The 16989-nt window shown below is 67.1% G+C and carries 18 protein-coding genes; 7 read left to right on the top strand and 11 right to left on the bottom strand.

Annotation, left to right across the window (positions count from 1 at the left end; genetic code table 11):
* Positions 1–220 precede the first annotated feature (220 nt).
* Positions 221–1504 carry a DUF7405 family protein gene (locus tag LPA46_RS04365; protein WP_230891544.1) on the top strand — a complete coding sequence of 428 codons (1284 nt, stop codon included), beginning with the start codon at positions 221–223 and terminating at the stop codon, positions 1502–1504.
* On the opposite strand, the gene LPA46_RS04360 is transcribed toward LPA46_RS04365, so the two are convergent.
* Positions 1505–1810 carry a putative quinol monooxygenase gene (locus LPA46_RS04360; RefSeq protein WP_230888343.1) on the bottom strand — a complete coding sequence of 102 codons (306 nt, stop codon included), beginning with the start codon at positions 1808–1810 and terminating at the stop codon, positions 1505–1507.
* Between the two features lie 48 nt (positions 1811–1858).
* Positions 1859–2803, bottom strand: coding sequence for a DUF7282 domain-containing protein (locus LPA46_RS04355; protein ID WP_230891543.1), 945 nt, complete (start codon positions 2801–2803; stop codon positions 1859–1861).
* 85 nt (positions 2804–2888) lie between these two features.
* On the opposite strand from LPA46_RS04355, the gene LPA46_RS04350 reads away from it, so the two are divergent.
* Together LPA46_RS04350 and LPA46_RS04345 are read left to right on the top strand one after the other, a co-directional pair.
* Positions 2889–3947 (top strand): DUF7350 domain-containing protein, encoded by a 1059-nt coding sequence (locus LPA46_RS04350; protein WP_230891542.1) that lies wholly within the window; start codon positions 2889–2891, stop codon positions 3945–3947.
* A 56-nt stretch (positions 3948–4003) separates the two neighbouring features.
* Positions 4004–4240, top strand: coding sequence for a hypothetical protein (locus tag LPA46_RS04345; protein ID WP_230888346.1), 237 nt, complete (start codon positions 4004–4006; stop codon positions 4238–4240).
* A gap of 1 nt (position 4241) precedes the next feature.
* On the opposite strand, the gene LPA46_RS04340 is transcribed toward LPA46_RS04345, so the two are convergent.
* The 5 genes from LPA46_RS04340 to LPA46_RS04320 all read right to left on the bottom strand — a co-directional run bounded on the left by LPA46_RS04340 (position 4242) and on the right by LPA46_RS04320 (position 8985).
* Positions 4242–5231, bottom strand: coding sequence for a CapA family protein (locus tag LPA46_RS04340; RefSeq protein ID WP_230891541.1), 990 nt, complete (start codon positions 5229–5231; stop codon positions 4242–4244).
* 43 nt (positions 5232–5274) lie between these two features.
* On the bottom strand, positions 5275–6183 hold the full coding sequence (locus LPA46_RS04335; protein ID WP_230888348.1) for a hypothetical protein: 909 nt from the start codon (positions 6181–6183) through the stop codon (positions 5275–5277).
* Between the two features lie 66 nt (positions 6184–6249).
* A complete protein-coding gene (locus LPA46_RS04330) occupies positions 6250–7602 on the bottom strand; it encodes a hypothetical protein (RefSeq protein WP_230888349.1) in 1353 nt (450 codons plus the stop codon).
* Positions 7603–7683: 81 nt separating this feature from the next.
* On the bottom strand, positions 7684–8526 hold the full coding sequence (locus tag LPA46_RS04325; protein ID WP_230891540.1) for an MBL fold metallo-hydrolase: 843 nt from the start codon (positions 8524–8526) through the stop codon (positions 7684–7686).
* A gap of 60 nt (positions 8527–8586) precedes the next feature.
* The gene (locus LPA46_RS04320) at positions 8587–8985 is read right to left on the bottom strand and encodes a YlbF family regulator (RefSeq protein ID WP_230891539.1); all 399 of its coding nucleotides are present in this window, start codon (positions 8983–8985) and stop codon (positions 8587–8589) included.
* Between the two features lie 101 nt (positions 8986–9086).
* On the opposite strand from LPA46_RS04320, the gene dph2 reads away from it, so the two are divergent.
* The gene (dph2, locus tag LPA46_RS04315) at positions 9087–10124 is read left to right on the top strand and encodes a diphthamide biosynthesis enzyme Dph2 (RefSeq protein WP_230891538.1); all 1038 of its coding nucleotides are present in this window, start codon (positions 9087–9089) and stop codon (positions 10122–10124) included.
* Between the two features lies 1 nt (position 10125).
* Here the strand turns inward: dph2 and LPA46_RS04310 are convergent, their stop codons facing one another.
* Positions 10126–12339, bottom strand: coding sequence for a PAS domain S-box protein (locus LPA46_RS04310; RefSeq protein ID WP_230891537.1), 2214 nt, complete (start codon positions 12337–12339; stop codon positions 10126–10128).
* A 112-nt stretch (positions 12340–12451) separates the two neighbouring features.
* On the opposite strand from LPA46_RS04310, the gene LPA46_RS04305 reads away from it, so the two are divergent.
* The gene (locus tag LPA46_RS04305; protein ID WP_230891536.1) at positions 12452–12838 is read left to right on the top strand and encodes a hypothetical protein; all 387 of its coding nucleotides are present in this window, start codon (positions 12452–12454) and stop codon (positions 12836–12838) included.
* A 51-nt stretch (positions 12839–12889) separates the two neighbouring features.
* Positions 12890–13510, top strand: coding sequence for an METTL5 family protein (locus tag LPA46_RS04300; RefSeq protein ID WP_230891535.1), 621 nt, complete (start codon positions 12890–12892; stop codon positions 13508–13510).
* On the opposite strand, the gene LPA46_RS04295 is transcribed toward LPA46_RS04300, so the two are convergent.
* Positions 13501–15270 (bottom strand): rhomboid family intramembrane serine protease, encoded by a 1770-nt coding sequence (locus LPA46_RS04295; RefSeq protein WP_230891534.1) that lies wholly within the window; start codon positions 15268–15270, stop codon positions 13501–13503. The genes LPA46_RS04300 and LPA46_RS04295 overlap by 10 nt on opposite strands.
* 92 nt (positions 15271–15362) lie before the next feature.
* On the opposite strand from LPA46_RS04295, the gene LPA46_RS04290 reads away from it, so the two are divergent.
* Positions 15363–15647: a DNA-directed RNA polymerase subunit L gene (locus LPA46_RS04290; protein ID WP_230888357.1), complete on the top strand. Its 285-nt coding sequence runs from the start codon at positions 15363–15365 to the stop codon at positions 15645–15647.
* On the opposite strand, the gene LPA46_RS04285 is transcribed toward LPA46_RS04290, so the two are convergent.
* A complete protein-coding gene (locus LPA46_RS04285; RefSeq protein ID WP_230891533.1) occupies positions 15644–16048 on the bottom strand; it encodes a hypothetical protein in 405 nt (134 codons plus the stop codon). The genes LPA46_RS04290 and LPA46_RS04285 overlap by 4 nt on opposite strands.
* A 77-nt stretch (positions 16049–16125) precedes the next feature.
* A complete protein-coding gene (hisF, locus tag LPA46_RS04280) occupies positions 16126–16935 on the bottom strand; it encodes an imidazole glycerol phosphate synthase subunit HisF (protein ID WP_230888359.1) in 810 nt (269 codons plus the stop codon).
* Positions 16936–16989 lie beyond the last annotated feature (54 nt).

Genomic DNA, 16989 nt, shown 5'->3' with positions numbered 1-16989 from the left:
TGCATAAATTGCATGCTGCTATATTGAATTGTGTCTCGCGACGATGGTCGTCTTCTCGACGAGATTGGGCGAAAGTAGCGCTCTAACGCCTGCTGCTGGAGTTTTCCGCGAACAGTCTATGACCGCCTCAGTTACGCTATCGACTGCCTGAGCCGCGCCTCCAGCTCGAATGCCCAGTAACGACAACACCCAAGCCGCGGCGGACCGAATCCACTGCCGAATGCCGCCCTACGACTGGTCGCGCCGCGACGTGCTGAAGGCCGCCGTCGCCACCGGCACGACAGCTGCTCTCTCTGCGTGTCTTGGCCTCGCACCCGACGACAGGCCACCACACGGCTCTCCCGCCTCGAAGCCGGCTCGTCAACACGCGTGGAACGACCACGTGCGCACCGACGAGTACGGGAACGTCGAACTGCCGCGCCACCAAACCTTGCTGTACCTCTCGCTGGACCGCGGCGGCCAGCCCACGGAATCCGACCGCGAGACCGTCGAGCGTGCGCTCGCCGTTCTTGACGAGGCATACGAGTGGTCGAACGACGGCCTGCTGTTCTCCGTGGCGTACTCGCCGGCGTATTTCGAGCGCTTCGACGCCGCGCCCACGGGCGTCGACCTTCCGCAACCGGAGCCGCTGTCGCCGTTCGAAGACCCGGTCTTCGACACGCAGGACGTGCTCGTCCACCTCGCCAGCGACCGCGCAGACGTGGTACTCGAAACCGAACACGCGCTCACCGGGAGAAGCGACGAAATGAACGGTATCAGTGTCGACGCGGCGCTAACCGACGTGCTGACGGTCGAATCGCGGCGGACGGGCTTCGTCGGCGCGGGGATGCCCGCCGAACGTCAGGACGCCGCCGGCATCCCCGACTCGAAGCCAGTCCCCGAGGAGTCACCGCTGTTCATGGGATTCACCGCCGGCTTCCGCGAGAATCAGGCGACGGAAGACGACGTCACCATCCAGTCGGGGCCGTTCGCGGGCGGCACCACGAAGGTCGTCTCGAACCTCCGCCAGCGCCTCGACGACTGGTACGGCGAACAGAACTACGACGAGCGCGTGATGGAGTTGTTCAGTCCTGGCCACGCTGCCGACGACCTCGTAGAAGGCGTCGGGAATAACCTCGGCTCGAACAGCCGCGTGGACGACTACGTCGACGACATCGAGGAGCACGTCCGCGAGTACGGCCGCGTGGGCCACGCGCAGAAAGCCGCTCGTGCTAATCGGGACAGCGATGGGAACGTACGCGTGCTCCGGCGACACTTCGAGTCCACGGACGACATCGGCTCCGACCGCGCCGTCGCCAGCCTCCACTTCCCGTCGCTGCAGCGCGAGATTTCGACGTTCAAGGACGTGCGTCGCGCGATGAACGGCACAGACGTGACCGAGGTGACGCCGGCGGTTCGCCAGCGCGTCAACAACGGGATTCTGGAGTACATCTTCGTGCGCCGGCGCGGCTACTTCCTCGTGCCGCCACGGGAGTTGCGCGCGCTGCCCGAACCCGACCGGTGACTACAGTTCGAGTTCAGTAGCGTCGCTGACGTCGAACTTCAGGACTTCGGGTTCGCCAGCGAGCAGGTCCGGGAGTTCTGCTTCGAGTCGCTGGAAGTGGTCGCTGTTCTCGTGGGCTTCCAGTGCGGCTTCGTCCTCGTACTGCTCGAAGAATCGAATCCGGTTCTCGTCCTGGACGTCGACAGCCGCGCGGTAGTCGATGACGCCGTCTTCGCGGTTCGACTCCTCGACGAGGTGGTCGGCGAGGTCGAGGGCGTCCTCGCGGCGCGCCGGGTCGATTGGGAAGGTCGCGTGGAGTACAATCATGCGTGCCCGGATAGCGGCCACCAGCCGAAGTAAGTCCGGGTAGCGACACTACCGACGGACGAGAACGATGGCGGCGAGCGCGAGCGCTGTGAGGGCGTGGACGACGCCGTATCCGCAGACCGACGTGCCGGATTCGCTGGTGGCCGCGTCGGCGGTTTCCGTGGGCGTGACGACGCTGTCGTCGTTCGACGGCGTCTGTACGACGAGTCCGCTGGTCGTCGCAGCAACCTCGTCGACCTGCCAGACGAGGAAGTACGTGCTCACGGGGCTGTCGCCGGCGCGCACGAGGCGGTCGCCCTCGGAGAACTCGCCATCCCCGCCGTCGGTGTACAACTGTGCGTACAGCCCGACAGTCGAACGATTCTCGGAGAACACGGACGAGTCGAAGTCGACGCCGACGTCCGCGTGAGCGCCGGCATCGAGTGCTTTCGTGCCGACAATGTGGCCTTCCGTGCCTGACTCCGTGCGGAGCACGAGGAACCCGTCGTCGGGGAGCACAGCGCTGTCGACGACCGCGGTCGCGGACGCCGTCTGCTGGGCCTGCGCGCGCTCGGCGACGACGCTGGCTGGCTGGTCACGTTTGGCGAGCGTCACCGACTGGCTGGTCGTCGCGCCGAACGCCGACGCGCGCTCGTCGACGCCGGGGTCGAACTCGCCATCATCGTCGCGGTCAGCGTGGAACACCACCCACAGCGACCCGTTGTCGGGCCAGTCGGCCCACGCATCGGCGTCCATCTCGACGGGGAGGTTCTGCTGGAAGCCGTCGTCGAAGTCGACGCTTCTGTGGCCGACGGGGTCGCCGATTTCGCCGTCGTCGGTTGCACGGTGGAGGACGACGAAGCCGTCCGTGAGTGGCCGAACGGCCTCTACGACGACCGTGCCGTCAGCGGAGTGCTGGCTGTCGACCTCGACGTGGTTGCCGTGGGCGGCGACGGGGCTGGCGGACGCCACGAGCGCGAGCGCGAGGAGGGCGGCGAGGACGGCGCGGCGCATGCCGGCGTCTACCCGGGACGCGAGGTTAATGCTTCTGGAGCGGGAGACCACAGCGGCTATGGGTTCGCCGACCCCTGTTCGCGGTATGCGCCGCCGACGGTTCCTCGCGCTCGGCTCCGTCTTCGCCGCTTCGACTCTCCTCGCTGGCTGCACGGGCGACGTGAGCACGGACGCGACAGAGACGACGCCCGCGGCAACAACCAACGAGAAGCCCGACGGCGTCTACGTGCAGTCGTTCGAGGAGCGGATGGCGATGCAGGGGACGACGACTGTCGGCGACTACACGGTCGCGCTGATGTTCACGGTACCGCACACGTTCTGGACGCTGACGAACACGGAGCGCTCGAAGACCGCGAAGACGAGTGAGGACTCCATTCACCTGATGGCGGTCGTCTGGGACGACGAAACCGGAGCTGTGCTGCCGGACGCGGGTGTCTCCGTCGAGTTGGAGCGCGGCGAGTTCCTCGCGCAGGAAGTGATGTATCCGATGCTCTCCCAGCCGATGGGGTTCCACTACGGCGGGAACTTCGGGCTCGACGGCGACGGCACGTACACCGCGAACGTCTCCATCGGCGGCATCTCGGCGCACACCACGGGCGCGTTCGAGGGGCGCTTCGAGAGCGCCGAAACCGCCGAGATGACCGTGGAGTTCACCGAGGAAACACGCGCACGAGTCGGGTCGACGCCCATCGAGCAGGCGAGGGAGCCGGGCGCACTCGCACCCCGAGAGACGAGTTATCCGAAGTCGATTGCGCCAGCACCCGAGGACCTGCCGGGGACAGTTCGCGGGACCGCGGCCATCGACGACGCGTACCTCGTCGTCACCGATCTCGCGTCCGCCGAGCGTGTCGGTCGGCCAGAGGACGCGTATCTCGCGGTGTCGGCGCGCACGCGGTACAACAGCTACGAGCTCTCGGGGATGGCGCTGGACGTGACGCTCGAACGAGACGGCGAGACGTTCTACGAGGGCGCGCTGACGCGGACGCTCAGCCCGGACCTCGGCTACCACTACGGCGTCGCGGTGCCGAGCGTCGAAACAGGTGACGACCTCACGCTCTCGGTGCGGACGCCACCGCAGGTCGCGCGCCACGAGGGCTACGAGACGGCGTTCCTCGAGACGGCATCGGTGACGCTGACGCTGTAGGCGTCCGCAGAGCACTCCGGCCACCGGACCTACGTGCTGGCCGTCGAAGACACGGCATGACCGGGCCACACCCGTCGAAGTACGAGTTAGAGGGTGCGAAGGTGTACGTTCACGAGGAGGGCGAGGCTGCCGAAGTCACGCACATCGACGTCGAACACCCCGACATCAACGAAATTATCGAGCCCGGGGAGAACACGTTCGTCGGCGGGAAAGAGGGCGGCGTCTTCGTGGGACTGAAAGACGAGATGCTGGAACGCGCCCGCGACTATCTCGCCAAGCGGAAAGAAGAGTGAGTCAGTCGAGGTCGACGAGGAGGTCGTCGCCGTCGCGCTCGAATTCGGTGTCGAAGGGGGCGGAGCGCTCGCGCATCGTCTCGCGGCACCACGCCGCGGCCTCCGCGTCGGCGTGGTAGACGCTGTAGTGGTCGATTTCTGTGGGGTGGAGGCGGAGTTCGGTCGGGTCGCCGTCGGCGGTCACGTCGAGTTCGAAGAGGAAGCCGCGGTCGTTGCGGAGGTCTTCGTCGATGGCGTAGTCGTCGACGAAGTCGCCGGTGTCGTAGAGAATCGGAGCGCCGTCACGGAGTTCGACGCCCTGGAAGACGTGGGCGCTGTGGCCGTGGACGACGTCGACGCCCTCGTCGACGAGCCAGCGGCCGAATTCGCGGTACTGCTCGGCCGGCGTCTCGACCATGTTCGGCCCCCAGTGAAGGGTCGCAACGAGCAGGTCGGGATCGTGGGCGGCCGCACGGTCCAGCGCCTCGCGGACGACCTCGCGGGTGTCCGCGTCGTCGACATCGCACTCTATGCGCGCCGTGCCAGGGCTGTCCGGGCCGGCGGCGTACTCGGGCGTGTTATCGGTGAACGCGACGAACGCGGCTGTGCAGTCGCCGACGGAGACGACGGCGGGGTCGAGCGCGTCGTCCCAGTCGCGGCCAGCTCCGGTGCGAGCGATACCCGCGTCGTCGAGTTCGTCGAGCGTGTCGCGGAGCGCGCGCTCGCCGTAGTCGAGGACGTGGTTGTTCGCGAGCGTGACGCCGTCAACGCCCGCGGCCCTCAGCGCGGGAATCGCCCACTCGGGGTCCGCGCGGAAGTGGAACGCACGGGTCGTGCGCGTCCACGGCTCGCCGCGCGTGGAGAGACAACACTCCAGGTTACAGAACAGTCCGTCGAGCCCGGCGAGCCGGTCTTCGAGGTCACCCCAGACAGCAGTGGCGTCGCGGGTGCGCTGGCGCTCGTCGACGGCGCGGCCCAGCATCACGTCGCCGGTGAATCCGAGCGTCGGCATGGCCGGCGCTACGCGCGAGCAACTGTTAGTCGTTCTCGCCGACCTACTGCGGGGGAATCGCGGTTTCGTCGGCGTTCGCGGCGAGCGCGCGCTTGACCGCCTGTACGTCCTCGCCGCCGGCTTCGGACTGGTTCTCCATCAGGACCGTCTCGCTGGGGAACAGGCGCTCGCCGACTTCGAGGCCGTGCTCGCGGGCGGTCGAGCCCGTAACCGTGAGGTAGACGCCGACGCCGACGTCCGCGATGGCGGCTTCCTCCTCGCGGCCCGCATCGGGGTAGACGAACTCGACGCCCTGCGTGGCGTCCGTGCCGAGGACCGCGCGGACGAGGCGCTCGTAGCGCGGGCTGATGCAGACTTCTCCCTCGTAGGCCGCGAGGAACGCGCGGTCGAGTTCCTCTGCGCCGACGGACTGCTTGGCCGCGGGCGTCGCCAGCAGCGTGTGGTAGACGGTGTCGCCGAGCCCCGAAATCACGCGGACGTCCGTGTCGTGGGGGTCGATGCGGTCGTTCAGGTCAGCAATGGTCGAGAGCGGTTCGGGCTCCAGTTGGACGACCTCTTCGAGCACGAGGTCAGCGCTGTCGAACCCGAGCGCGAATTCGTGGGTGCGGAGCGCGCGGAACGGCTCCTCGCGGCCGACCAGTTGGACGGGCGTCCCCTCGACGTCGAGGGTCAGCGAGTCGAAGACGACGCGCCGGGGCTTACCCGCGCGGGCGTCCCGCAGCAGCGTGAAGTCCGGTTGGTGTGGTTCAGCGGGCTCGCTGTACTCGGCCAGGCGCTCGTAAACGCCGCGCTCAGCGTCCTGCTCGTCTTTCGTGACGGCCTTCTCGTAGCGCAGCGTCGACACCACGTCGTCGGCGACCGCGGTCGCGTCGGCGCGAGCGGCGAATCTGTCGAGTACGGCTTCCAGCGGCCGTCCCTTCCGCGGAACGGCGACGCGCACCGGCGCAGTCATGATAGGAGAAGAGAGCCGGCGAGCGCCGAAAACGGTTGTGATTCCCCCGGATGGGCGGTCGCGGCGCTACGTGCCGAAGACGTCCGAGAGCTGGTCGCGCCACTCCTCGATTTCGTCGACGTGCTCCTCGACGTCCTCGAGGTCCTCAGCGACGTCTTCGAGGTCGTCCTCGATTTCGTCGACCTCCATGACGGCGTCCTCAGTGTCTGCGAGGCGCTCATCGATGGCGTCGACGTCACCGCGCAGGCGTTCGAGGTCCTCGCGGAGGTCCTCGACTGCGCCAACGTCGTCTTCGACCGCCGCGACGCGTTCGCGGAGCTGCTCGCGGTCGCCGGCGGCGTCCTCGACGCTCGCCTCCACTTCCGCGACTTCGTTCGAGAGGTCGCCGAGTTCCGCGGACAGCGAGGAGACCTCATTCTCGACGTCGCTGACGAGCTGCTGGGCGGTTCCTTCCTCGTCGAGGAACTCCTCAAGGGCGTCCGTGTACGCTTCCAGTTCGGAGACGCGGCTCTGGAGGTGTTCGATTTCGACCTGCGTACTGTTGGGGACGCCGCCGAAGGCGTCCTGCAGGGTCGCGAGGTCGTCGTCGCTGACCTCGTCGTTGCGGATGGCCTCCGCGAGCGTCGCGACGAGGTCGCTGGCGTCGAAGCCGATCGATTCGGGCGCGGACTCTGCTTCAGCTCCCGCCTCTGCCTCGGCTTCCTCCTCGCCGAATCCTTCAGCCTCGGGCTCCTCTATCTCTTCTTCCTCGGCTGCGGACGGCTCGGGCTGCTCTGCCCCGTACCCTTCGGCCTCCGGCTCGGTTGGCGGTTCCTCCTCGAACGTCTCGTCCTCGACGTCCACAGGCTCCTCGTTGGCTTCGACTGCGGACTCCTCGTCGCTGCCGAGGTCGACGTCGCCTTCGAGGATTTCGGCGTCCTCCTCTTCGAGGGACTCGATGCCGCCCTCGATGTCGGCTTCTAGGCCGACCTCCTCGCTCTCCTCCTCGAGGCCGGGGACCGTCTCGCGCTCGCCACCCGCGAGTTCGCGGACGACCGATGTGGACTCCGGCGGGACGACCTCGTCGATATCCTCGCCCTCCAGTTTGATGGTCGGCGCGGAGAGGAACGGCGTCTCGTCTTGGCCTTCTTCCATGCGCACGCCGTATACGGTGGTGAAGGATTCGCCGGGCTCGATTTCGCGCTCGAAGCGGACGACGCCGTCGCCGCTGGCCGTCCAGTGCTCGCTGCCGTACTCGGGGTGGAAGCCGATTTGGTCGATGCCGAACTCGTCGGGGATCTCGTCGACGATGCGGAGCGTGACCGCGTCGTCTCGGTCGGAGTCGATGTCGAAGGCGACCGCCGGGACTGGGAAGTCCTCGGCGTTGAAGAACTTGCTGACGGTGACGCCGTCGGTCTCGACGACCGTTTCGTCACTCATCGGAACCACCCGCGGGTTGGTCGTGCATACCACCACCTACGCGGACGAGGACTTAAATTACCCGCCGACTCTCGGCGTCAGTTACTCGTCTGTCACGTCCACGCGGTCGCCGATTTCTACGAGATCAAGGCGGCGCGGGAACGCGAAACTCCGGACGTGGTGGTGCAGCGCCTTCGGGTCCGCCGTCAGCCCCTTCCACATGTCCCAGTGGGAGGGCAGCAGGCGGTCGACGCGGAGGTCGCTGGCGGCCTTCACGACCTGATTCTCGTCGTTGTACCAGCGCGTGCGCTTGGGCTCGCGGCTCTGCTTGTCGGGGACGTTGCCGACCGCGCCGAACGCCAGAATTCCTAGGTCGACATCGTACTCGCGACCAAGGCGCTCGAACTCGTCGCTTGGCTTGGTGTCGCCGCCGTGGAAGATGGTGGCCGCATCGTGCTCAATGACGTACGAGACGGGATGGGTGGCGTCCGGGTCGTGGGCGGGTTCGACGTGAATCGTGAATTCGCCGACCTCGAACGTGTCGCCCTCCGAAATCTCGTTGTACTGGTCGGTGTCGACGGCGTAGTTGTCGTCCCACGCCTCCTCACCGCGCGCGACCGCCAGCGAATCGTCGGGCGCGTAGAACTCTGCCCCGGTTTCGGCGAGAATCGGTGCCTGACTCGGTCCATGCACGTGATCGGTGTGTTCGTGGGTGGCGAGCACGGCGTCGGCCTCGGTGACGTCCCGCGGGTCGAACGGCACCGGAATCATCCGGATGGTGCGCGGCGGGGACCCAGTCCCGAGGTAGGGGTCGATGAACAGCGTCGTCCCGTCCTCGCCCTTGAGGACGAAGCCGTTGCAGCCGAGATACCAGACCGCGACGCCAGCGGGCGTGGACTGCTCGACGGCCGTCGGCAGCCAGTCGCCCCAATCGGAGTGGACCATACCGTCGGGTCACTCGCGTCGCCCCCTAAGCGTTCCGGGGTTAGGTTGTGTAGAAAACAGTTAGTCCTGACAGCACGCGCCGGACTCGCCGACGAAATCGACGTCCAGCGGCTCCGAAATCAGGTCGTTGAGGAACTCGAATTTGGCTTCCAGTTCGTCCTGCGCGTCGAGGTACTCCGCCATCACGGGGTGCTCGTGGAGGCGCTTCTGGGCGTCCTCGACGTTCTTGGCGTCCTCCTGAGTGGCGTCGCCGGTCTGTCTCGCGAGCATGAACTCCTGGCGGAGGTCCTCGAACTCGCTGATGCGCTGCTGGACTTCCTCGCTGTTCTCGACGGCGGCCTTCGTCTCCTCGTAGCGCTGGTACTCGGGGGACTCCTCGATGGCTTCGCCGAGCTGGCGCGCGATATCGTCGGCCTTCGTAGTGCCGGTCGTGGCCGCGGAGTCGGAGTCGACGCTCATGCCTGGCGGTTGGCGCTCGGTCGGTTTGAAGGTGCCGGAAGCGGGGGCGGTCGCCCCCGGAACCGCCGAGGTTAAACGAACGAAGCCTGTATCGCGGTGTAATGAGCCACGAAGAGACCCGTTCGGCAGGAGACCTCCGGAACACCGGACTCTCCCTGAAACACGACCGAACGTGGGACTACGAACTCGACCGCATCGTGGAGGCGGTCGAGGAGCGCGACGCGGAGAAGGTCGGCCTGCAGTTCCCCGAGGGGCTGAAGCGCAGCGCGCCCGGGGTCGCCGATGACCTCCGCAAGCTGCTCCCCGACGACACGCGCGTGATGATTTCGGGGCAGCCGTGCTACGGTGCCTGCGACCTCGACACGTACATGATGCGGCGGACGGACGTCTTCGTCCACTTCGGCCACTCCCCGATGAAGGAGTCCGAGAAAATCATCTACGTGCCGCTGTTCTCGAACGTCGACGTCGAACCCATCATGGAGCAGTCCCTCGAGGAACTTGACGAGGAGGACGTCGGGCTCGTCACGACCGCCCAGCACATGAACCTCTTCCCGGAGATGAAAGAGTGGCTGACCGAGCGCGGCTTTGAGGTCCACACCCGGAAGGGCGACGACCGCCTCACCCACGAGGGACAGGTCCTAGGCTGCAACTACGCGAGCGCGGACATCGACGCCGACCAGGTGCTGTACGTCGGCGGCGGGAAGTTCCACCCGCTCGGCCTCGCGATGGAGCACCCCGAGAAGAAGGTCGTCATCGCCGACCCCGTCAACAACTCCGTCTCCGTCGCGGACACGGAGAAGTTCCTCAAGCAGCGCTACGCCACCGTCCACAAGGCGATGAGCGCCGAGAAGTGGGGCGTCATCTTCTGCACGAAGATTGGCCAGGGTCGCTGGGACCAGGCCAACGAAATCGTGGAGAACAACGACAACGCCTACCTCATCACGATGGACGAAGTCACGCCGGACCGCCTCCGGAACTTCGACATGGACGCGTTCGTGAACACGGGCTGTCCGCGCATCACCACCGACGACGGTCCGCAGTTCCACAAGCCGATGGTGACCCCCGGCGAGTACGAGATTGCGGTGGGCAACAAGCCCCTCGAGGACCTCTCCTTCGACACGTTCCACGGCACCTGGTAAGCTACGCTGCCGTTTCGACGCCCGTAATTTCGAAGCGCGCGCCGCCGTCCTCGCCGTCAGTGACCTCGATTTCCCAGCCGTGGGCGTCCACGAGCTCCGCGACGATGCTGAGCCCGATGCCGGTTCCGCGGTCGTTCGTCGAGTAGCCGTACTCGAAGACGCGCTCGCGGTCCCCCGCGGGGACGCCGGAGCCGTCGTCCTCGACGTAGAAGCCGTCGTCGAGGTCGCCGACCCGGACCGTGACGCAGTCGTCGGCCGAGTTTTTCGAGTGTTCGACGGAATTGCGGAACAGATTCTCCAGTAGTTGGCCGAGGCGGCCTTCGTCGGCGCGCACCGTCAGCGCCGAGTCCGCGACGAGCGTCGCAGTCTCTGTCTCCACGGTCGCCCACGCGCGTTCGGCTGCGGCGTCGAGTGCGACGTCGTCGAGGTCGGTCGCCGTGCGCCCCTGCCGGGCGAGCGCGAGAACGTCGTCGATGAGCGTGCGCATCCGCTCGTGGGCGCTGGCGACCGTTTCGAGGCGGTCGCTGTCGTACTGTTCGCGGGCGAGTTCGAGGTTCCCCTCCGCGACGTTGAGGGGGTTGCGGAGGTCGTGGCTGAGGATGTCCGCGAATTTGTCGAGTTTGTCGCGTTCGCGGCGGAGCGCGCGTTCGCGCTCCTTGAATTCCGTGACGTCCCGCGTGACGCCCACGAGGTGTGTGACCTCGCCGTCGACGACGACCGGCGAGATGGTGCCGGAGACGACGACGTCGCCGGCGGGGAACTCGAACACCTCCTCGAATTCGACGGGTTCGCGTCGCTCGTAGCACTGGCGGTGGTGCGAGACCGTCTGGTCGCCGAGCGCCGAGTGGAACGCCTCGTGCTCGGTCTTGCCGACGATGTCGTCGGCCGACAGCCCGCTCATCTCCTCGTGGGCGCGGTTGAGTTGCCGGTAGACGAACTCGACGTCGTCGCCGTCTTCGACGACCTCCAGCAGGAACAGGCCGTCCTGGGCGTTCTCGAAGACCGTCTCGTACTGGCGTTTCAGTCGGCGGAGTTCGGCTTCGCGCGCCTCGCGCTCGCTGATGTCGCGGCTGATGGCGAGGAACTGGCGCTCGCCGTCGACCTCCAGCTCCGTGAGGTGGACCTCGACGGGGAACGTCGAGCCGTCCGCGCGCTCGAACTCCGCCTCGAAGCGCCGGAGGCCGCCGTGCTCCATCCCGGCTTCCATCGCCATCACCGACTCGCGGTCGGTCGTCGTGTCCACGTCCCAGACGGACCGACCGACGAGTTCGTGGGCGGCGTAGCCGAGTTCCTCGCAGATGCGTTCGTTGACGTCGACGACGACGCCGTCGGCGTCGTGGATGTTCACCATGTCCGGGGAGTTCTCGAAGAGGGCTTCGAGGCGTTCGTAGTCGCGTTCGAGGCGGTGCTGGCGCTCGCGCTGCTGGGTGATGTCCGTGATGAACCCCTCGATGCCGCGCAGGTCGCCGGCGGCGTCGTAGATGCCGCGGCCGCGCTCCCAGACGTGCTTGCGGTTGCCGTCCCGCGTCTCGATGCGGTACGTGACCTCGAAGGGCTCGCGGTCGTCGATGGCGTCCTGGACGGCGGTCCACATCGCCTCGCGGTCGTCGGGGTGGATGATTTCCTCGCCCCAGACCACGTCGTCGCCTTCGAGCGCGGCCGCGGTGTAGCCCGTGAGTTGCTCGCACTCGCCGCCGACGTACTCCATCGGCCAGTCGGGTTCGTTCCGGCAGCGGTACACCATCCCGGGGAGGTTGCTGACGAGGGTTTCGAGGCGGCGGTTGCGCTCGTCGAGGGCGCGCTCTGAGCGGCGCTTCTCGACGGCGTTCTGCACGCGGTTCGCGAGCACGGTGTACTGCTCGGTGCTGCTCTCCTTCTGGAGGTAGTCGGTGACGCCAGCGGAGATGGCGTCGCTGGCGACCTCCTCGCTGCCCTTCCCCGTGAACAGCACGAACGGCAACTCGGGGTAGTCCTCACGCACGACTTCGAGGAATTCGATGCCGTCCATCTCCGGCATGTCGTAGTCGCTGACGACGCAGTCGACGTCGTGTTCGGCGAGGTGGGCGAGTGCGTCCGTCGTGGTGCTCACGGCGGTCACGTCGAGTCGGGACTCGACGCGCTCGAGGTACGTGCTGGCGAGGTCGCCAAAGGCCTCGTCGTCGTCCACGTGGAGGGCGTGAATCGACCCGGCCGTCGCACTCGTCCCGGCGTCCATGGGCGCACATCGGGCCGTCTCAGCAAATAACGACGGGGTCCGGTCGCACAGGCTAATTACTACTGCGCATTAGAAAACCTTTTTGTATTTCCCCCATGTATGTGTGAGTAGCATGAGCACGTCACGCCGAACCAGCCCCATAGAGGGCTGTCGTCCCACCGACTCCACCCCCGTGACCGTCGACGCAGACACCATCGCTGACTCGTCCCGCGAGGACCTCCGCACGCTCGCCGACGATCTCGCCGACGAGGGCTACGTCCCCGCGGAAGTCGCCGTCGACGCCGCCTTCGACGAGGACTGCTCGCTGGCCACCCAGCGCGAGGCCGACCGCCTCCGCGAAGTCGTCGAGAACGCCTCCTTCCTCGGCGCGAACCGTCTCACAGTCGACGTACGCGAGGCCGCCGCCCCCGAAAAAGTCCGCCCCGCGCTCTCCGCGGTCGCCGAGCGCGCGCGCCGCGACGGGCTCGCAATCGACGTCGACGGCCTCTCCCTGAACTGACGCTCTCTTCGTGACGGAGCTTTCTTCGCCCCCGGAGCCCTCGGCTCGGGCATGAAGCGCGCGCTCGAACAGCGCCTCTCGGCGGTCGAAGGGTTCCGCGACCCGAGCGCCGCGCTCGAACAGTACCCGACACCCGCGGACCTCGCCGCCCACCTCCTCCACCTCGCGGACCTCCACGGCGACCTCGCCGGCCGCACAGTCGCCGACCTCGGCACCGGAACGGGCATGCTCGCGCTCGGTGCCGCCACCCGGAACCCCGAGCGCGTCCTCGCGGTCGAACGCGACCCGGACGCACTCGCCGTCGCCCGCGAGAACGAACCGCGCGTCGACCCCGCGGTCGGCGTCGACTGGCTGCTCGGCGACGCGACGCGGCCGCCGCTGGCGAGCGTGGATACGGTCGTGATGAACCCGCCGTTCGGCGCGCAGCGCGGCAGCGAGCACGCCGACCGCGCGTTCCTCGCCGCGACCGCCGAGATTGCCGGCGTCTCTTACTCGATTCACAACGCCGGCAGCGAGTCGTTCGTGGAGTCGTTCACGGCCGACGAGGGCGGCGAGGTCACGCACGCGTTCGCCGCGGAGCTCGACGTCGCGCGCCAGTTCGAGTTCCACACGAGCGAGCGCGAGCGCCTCGACGTCGAAGCCTTCCGCATCGAGTGGGCGGGCTACTCGTAGGACTCCCTGCTCGCGATACTGATAGTCGTGTTCTCGTGTTCGGCGAGCACCCGGCTCCCGTTTCGCACGAACGTCAACCCGCCGGCCTCGTTTGTCTCGTTCTGTCTCGGAATCCCCGTCGAGCCGATAACCGTCTTGTTGCGCAGGACGTTGAGGTCGATACCGCCGCTCGACGACGTCACGCGCACCTGTCGCCCGGCGACGACCGGATCCGCGGTAGCGTTCTCGGAACTATAGACGTGCCGCGTCTCGTCCTCGGGCGGCGTGACGTAGACGTTGTAGACGGCGCTCGCACCCGCGGGGACCCAGCCGCGTCGGTGGACGCCGACGGACTCCTTCCAGCCGACGCCACCGACGGTGACGGACTGGTCACCGTAGAACCCGAGTCTACTCGCGCTCACCTCCTGTGTCCAGATGTCGCGCTCGGGGTTGGCGACGATGACGCCGCTCGCGGAGACGTTCGTCGCCTGCGAGAAGTACGGGATATCCACGCCGGAGACGCGTTCGTTGGTGACGTCTTCTGCGTAAGTCACCTCGTAGCCGCGGACCTCCACGGGATCGCCGGGGAGGTCAGCGTCCGCGACGGTGGTGAAGTTCACCGGCACAGCAACCATCGACATTGTCACGACGGGCAACAGCAACACGACGAACGCGGCCTTCCGCGTGGAGACGTCGCCGAACAGTGTGCTCGTGTCGGCGCGCACGGCGGCGGTCAGCAGGACGGCGAGCGCGGCGACGAGCAGCACACCGAGGGCGCGGAAGAGCACGTACTCGTCGGTAGCTCCATACCACCACACCGCCCACAGCGACATCGACGCCGCGAGCACGACCGCGCCGAACCAAATGCGGGCGGCGGAGGGCCGATTCTCGCGTCGGACGACGAGCGCAGCGGCGAGCACCGCACCGACGAGGAAACCAAAGAGGTGGCCCTGTACGGAGATACCCGCCCACCACGGCGTCGAAAAGGACGGCGAGGCGGAGGCGTACGTAATCGGATCGTGGACAACCGTCCACAAGAGGGACAGCACCTCGCGGACCGACACGGCGAGCACGGTCGCCAGCGGGAAGCGAACGAGCGCGAACCCTGCGAACGCGTAGACGACGCCGGAGAAGCCGATAGTTGCGCCCCACGAGAACACGCCGGTTAGCAGGCCGACGCCGAAGACGGCCGCCGGGAAGACGACGAGCGCGCGGACGTAGGGGTTGGTGCGCCACGAGCCGAACGAGGACTCGCCACGCTCGGTCGGGTAGTGCGAGAAAGCGTACTCTGCCAGCGGCGCGAGCGCAACCGTCGCGAGGAGGTTCCCCGTGACGTGGCCGAGGCTGGCGTGAGCGAACGCCGACGTGACGGTCCCGAGTGGGTAGAAGTACGACCACGAGACGAACGGCACGACCAGTGGCGCGCCCGCCGCGCCGAACTGGACGACCAGGTAGAATGCGGCGACCGCGACGACAACCAAGAGCGTACCCCACGGAATCCCGAACAGGAGTCGGCTGCGGATGCGGCGCACAGCGGCACGACCTTCCCCTACGGAGAGCACGCCCACGCCAGTTGCGACGAACGTGACGACGGCCGCGTACGCGGCGGCGGTCCAGACGTCGACCGTTTCCAGCGCCGCCGCGGCGGCGATGCCGACGAGCACGGCGACGGGGGCGGCACGCGCGAGCGAGGAAAACCGACGGAACCGCGGCGCCACGGCGGTCACCGCAAGGAGGGCAAGCGTCGTCGCAACGACGACGACCACCGGCGAGACGTTCATACCACTACGTGGCTGGCCCCGGCTGCATAAACAGTCCGCCCGCGAGCCAACGGTTCGAAACGTTGAAACGCGCCACGAGCGAACCCATATACATGGACCTGCGGGTTATCGAGAAGGGAGACGCGGAACTCACTATCGAGATTGCCGGGGAAGACCACACGTTCATGAACGGGCTGAAGGGCTCGCTCATCGAGACCGAGGGCGTCGCGGCGTCCTCGTACGACATGAACCCCGAGCAGTCCGGCGGCCAGACTGAACCGGTGCTCACTATCAAGACCGAGGACGGCACCGACCCCCTCGACGCGCTGCAGTCGGCGGCAGAACGGATGGGCGACGAACTCCGGGACTTCGCGGACGCGTTCGAAGCGGCCGCTTAACCGACGACGACCGATAGTTCGAATGTCCGTCCGCCGAACTCGAAGGCGGACGCCGCGTTGCGCTCGGCGAGTGCATCCACGTATTCTTCGAGGGCGACACGACGACCGGGCTGCGTGCGCACGCGGACGCTGTCGGTGTCCGCACCAAAGTACGCGACCGCGTTCTGTATCTCGGGCATCGATAGCACGTCCGTGAGTGATAACTGCGTGGCGTCGGCGTCGCTGTCGGTCAACACGAGGTATATCGGTTGAATACCTCCGGAGGCGTGCGCGAGGTTCACGAACCGCGCGGAATCGCACTCGACGGCCTCCACCGCCGAGCGCCCCGGGTCGAGCGGTCCATCAGGGGAACACTGGGCAGTCCCCGGGTCCCCCGACCCGGGTGCACCAGAGTGAGACATACTACCGCTATATTGGACTTTGGTGATAAATCATTCGCAGTGTCCACTCCGGAATATCGATGCCCCGGCCGTCGCGCCTACAACCGAACCGGAACGCCGTGTTCGTCGAGGTACTGCTTTGTCTCCTCGATGGTGTACTCGCCGTAGTGGAAAATCGAGGCCGCGAGTGCGGCGTCCGCGCCCGCGTCGAAGGCGTCGGCCATATCCTGGGGCGACCCACAGCCAGAGGACGCGATGACTGGCGTCGAGACCGCGTCACAGACTGCGCCCGTTAGCGGCAGGTCGTAGCCGTCCTTCGTGCCATCGGCGTCGATGGAATTCACGAACAGTTCGCCCGCGCCCCGCTCCTCTGCTTCGCGCGCCCACTCGACGACGTCCCGGCCAGTTCCCTCACGGCCGCCCTTCACGGTTGCCTCGAACCAGCATGACTCGCCGTCGACTTGCTCGTAGTGTTCGCCCTGTTCGTCGTAGCGCCGCCGCGCGTCCACGCTGATGACGATGCACTGGTTGCCGAACGCCTTCGCACCCTCCGTGATGAGTTCGGGGCGTTCGAGCGCGCCCGTGTTGATGGAGACCTTGTCGGCGCCCGCGCGCAGCGTCTCCTTGATATCGTCCTTCTCGCGGATGCCACCGCCGACGGTCAGCGGGATGAACACCTCGTCGGCGACGCGCTCCACGGTCTCCAGCATCGTCGCGCGGCCCTCCGCGCTCGCGGTGATGTCGAGGAAGACGAACTCGTCGGCGCCCGCTTCGTTGTACCGTTTCGCCATCTCCACGGGGTCGCCCGTGTACTCGAGGTCCTCGAAATTCACGCCCGTGTAGACGGCGGCGTTCCCGTCGTCGTCTAAGTCGACGTCGACGCACGGGATGACGCGCTTGGTCAGCATAGTTTGCAGTTCGAGGGAACCGCCGATAGTGGTTTCGTCTCCGGCATCCAACGA

It is taken from the genome of Halobacterium sp. KA-6 (genome assembly GCF_021029015.1).
Lineage (GTDB): Archaea > Halobacteriota > Halobacteria > Halobacteriales > Halobacteriaceae > Halobacterium.
This window is presented reverse-complemented; position numbering and strand designations above follow the sequence as displayed.

Coding starts and splice junctions, on each gene's coding strand:
- LPA46_RS04365 (WP_230891544.1), top strand. CDS start 221: ATGCCGCCCTACGACTGGTCGCGCCGCGACGTGCTGAAGGCCGCCGTC.
- LPA46_RS04360 (WP_230888343.1), bottom strand. CDS start 1,810: ATGATTGTACTCCACGCGACCTTCCCAATCGACCCGGCGCGCCGCGAG.
- LPA46_RS04355 (WP_230891543.1), bottom strand. CDS start 2,803: ATGCGCCGCGCCGTCCTCGCCGCCCTCCTCGCGCTCGCGCTCGTGGCG.
- LPA46_RS04350 (WP_230891542.1), top strand. CDS start 2,889: ATGCGCCGCCGACGGTTCCTCGCGCTCGGCTCCGTCTTCGCCGCTTCG.
- LPA46_RS04345 (WP_230888346.1), top strand. CDS start 4,004: ATGACCGGGCCACACCCGTCGAAGTACGAGTTAGAGGGTGCGAAGGTG.
- LPA46_RS04340 (WP_230891541.1), bottom strand. CDS start 5,231: ATGCCGACGCTCGGATTCACCGGCGACGTGATGCTGGGCCGCGCCGTC.
- LPA46_RS04335 (WP_230888348.1), bottom strand. CDS start 6,183: ATGACTGCGCCGGTGCGCGTCGCCGTTCCGCGGAAGGGACGGCCGCTG.
- LPA46_RS04330 (WP_230888349.1), bottom strand. CDS start 7,602: ATGAGTGACGAAACGGTCGTCGAGACCGACGGCGTCACCGTCAGCAAG.
- LPA46_RS04325 (WP_230891540.1), bottom strand. CDS start 8,526: ATGGTCCACTCCGATTGGGGCGACTGGCTGCCGACGGCCGTCGAGCAG.
- LPA46_RS04320 (WP_230891539.1), bottom strand. CDS start 8,985: ATGAGCGTCGACTCCGACTCCGCGGCCACGACCGGCACTACGAAGGCC.
- dph2 (WP_230891538.1), top strand. CDS start 9,087: ATGAGCCACGAAGAGACCCGTTCGGCAGGAGACCTCCGGAACACCGGA.
- LPA46_RS04310 (WP_230891537.1), bottom strand. CDS start 12,339: ATGGACGCCGGGACGAGTGCGACGGCCGGGTCGATTCACGCCCTCCAC.
- LPA46_RS04305 (WP_230891536.1), top strand. CDS start 12,452: ATGAGCACGTCACGCCGAACCAGCCCCATAGAGGGCTGTCGTCCCACC.
- LPA46_RS04300 (WP_230891535.1), top strand. CDS start 12,890: ATGAAGCGCGCGCTCGAACAGCGCCTCTCGGCGGTCGAAGGGTTCCGC.
- LPA46_RS04295 (WP_230891534.1), bottom strand. CDS start 15,270: ATGAACGTCTCGCCGGTGGTCGTCGTCGTTGCGACGACGCTTGCCCTC.
- LPA46_RS04290 (WP_230888357.1), top strand. CDS start 15,363: ATGGACCTGCGGGTTATCGAGAAGGGAGACGCGGAACTCACTATCGAG.
- LPA46_RS04285 (WP_230891533.1), bottom strand. CDS start 16,048: ATGTCTCACTCTGGTGCACCCGGGTCGGGGGACCCGGGGACTGCCCAG.
- hisF (WP_230888359.1), bottom strand. CDS start 16,935: ATGCTGACCAAGCGCGTCATCCCGTGCGTCGACGTCGACTTAGACGAC.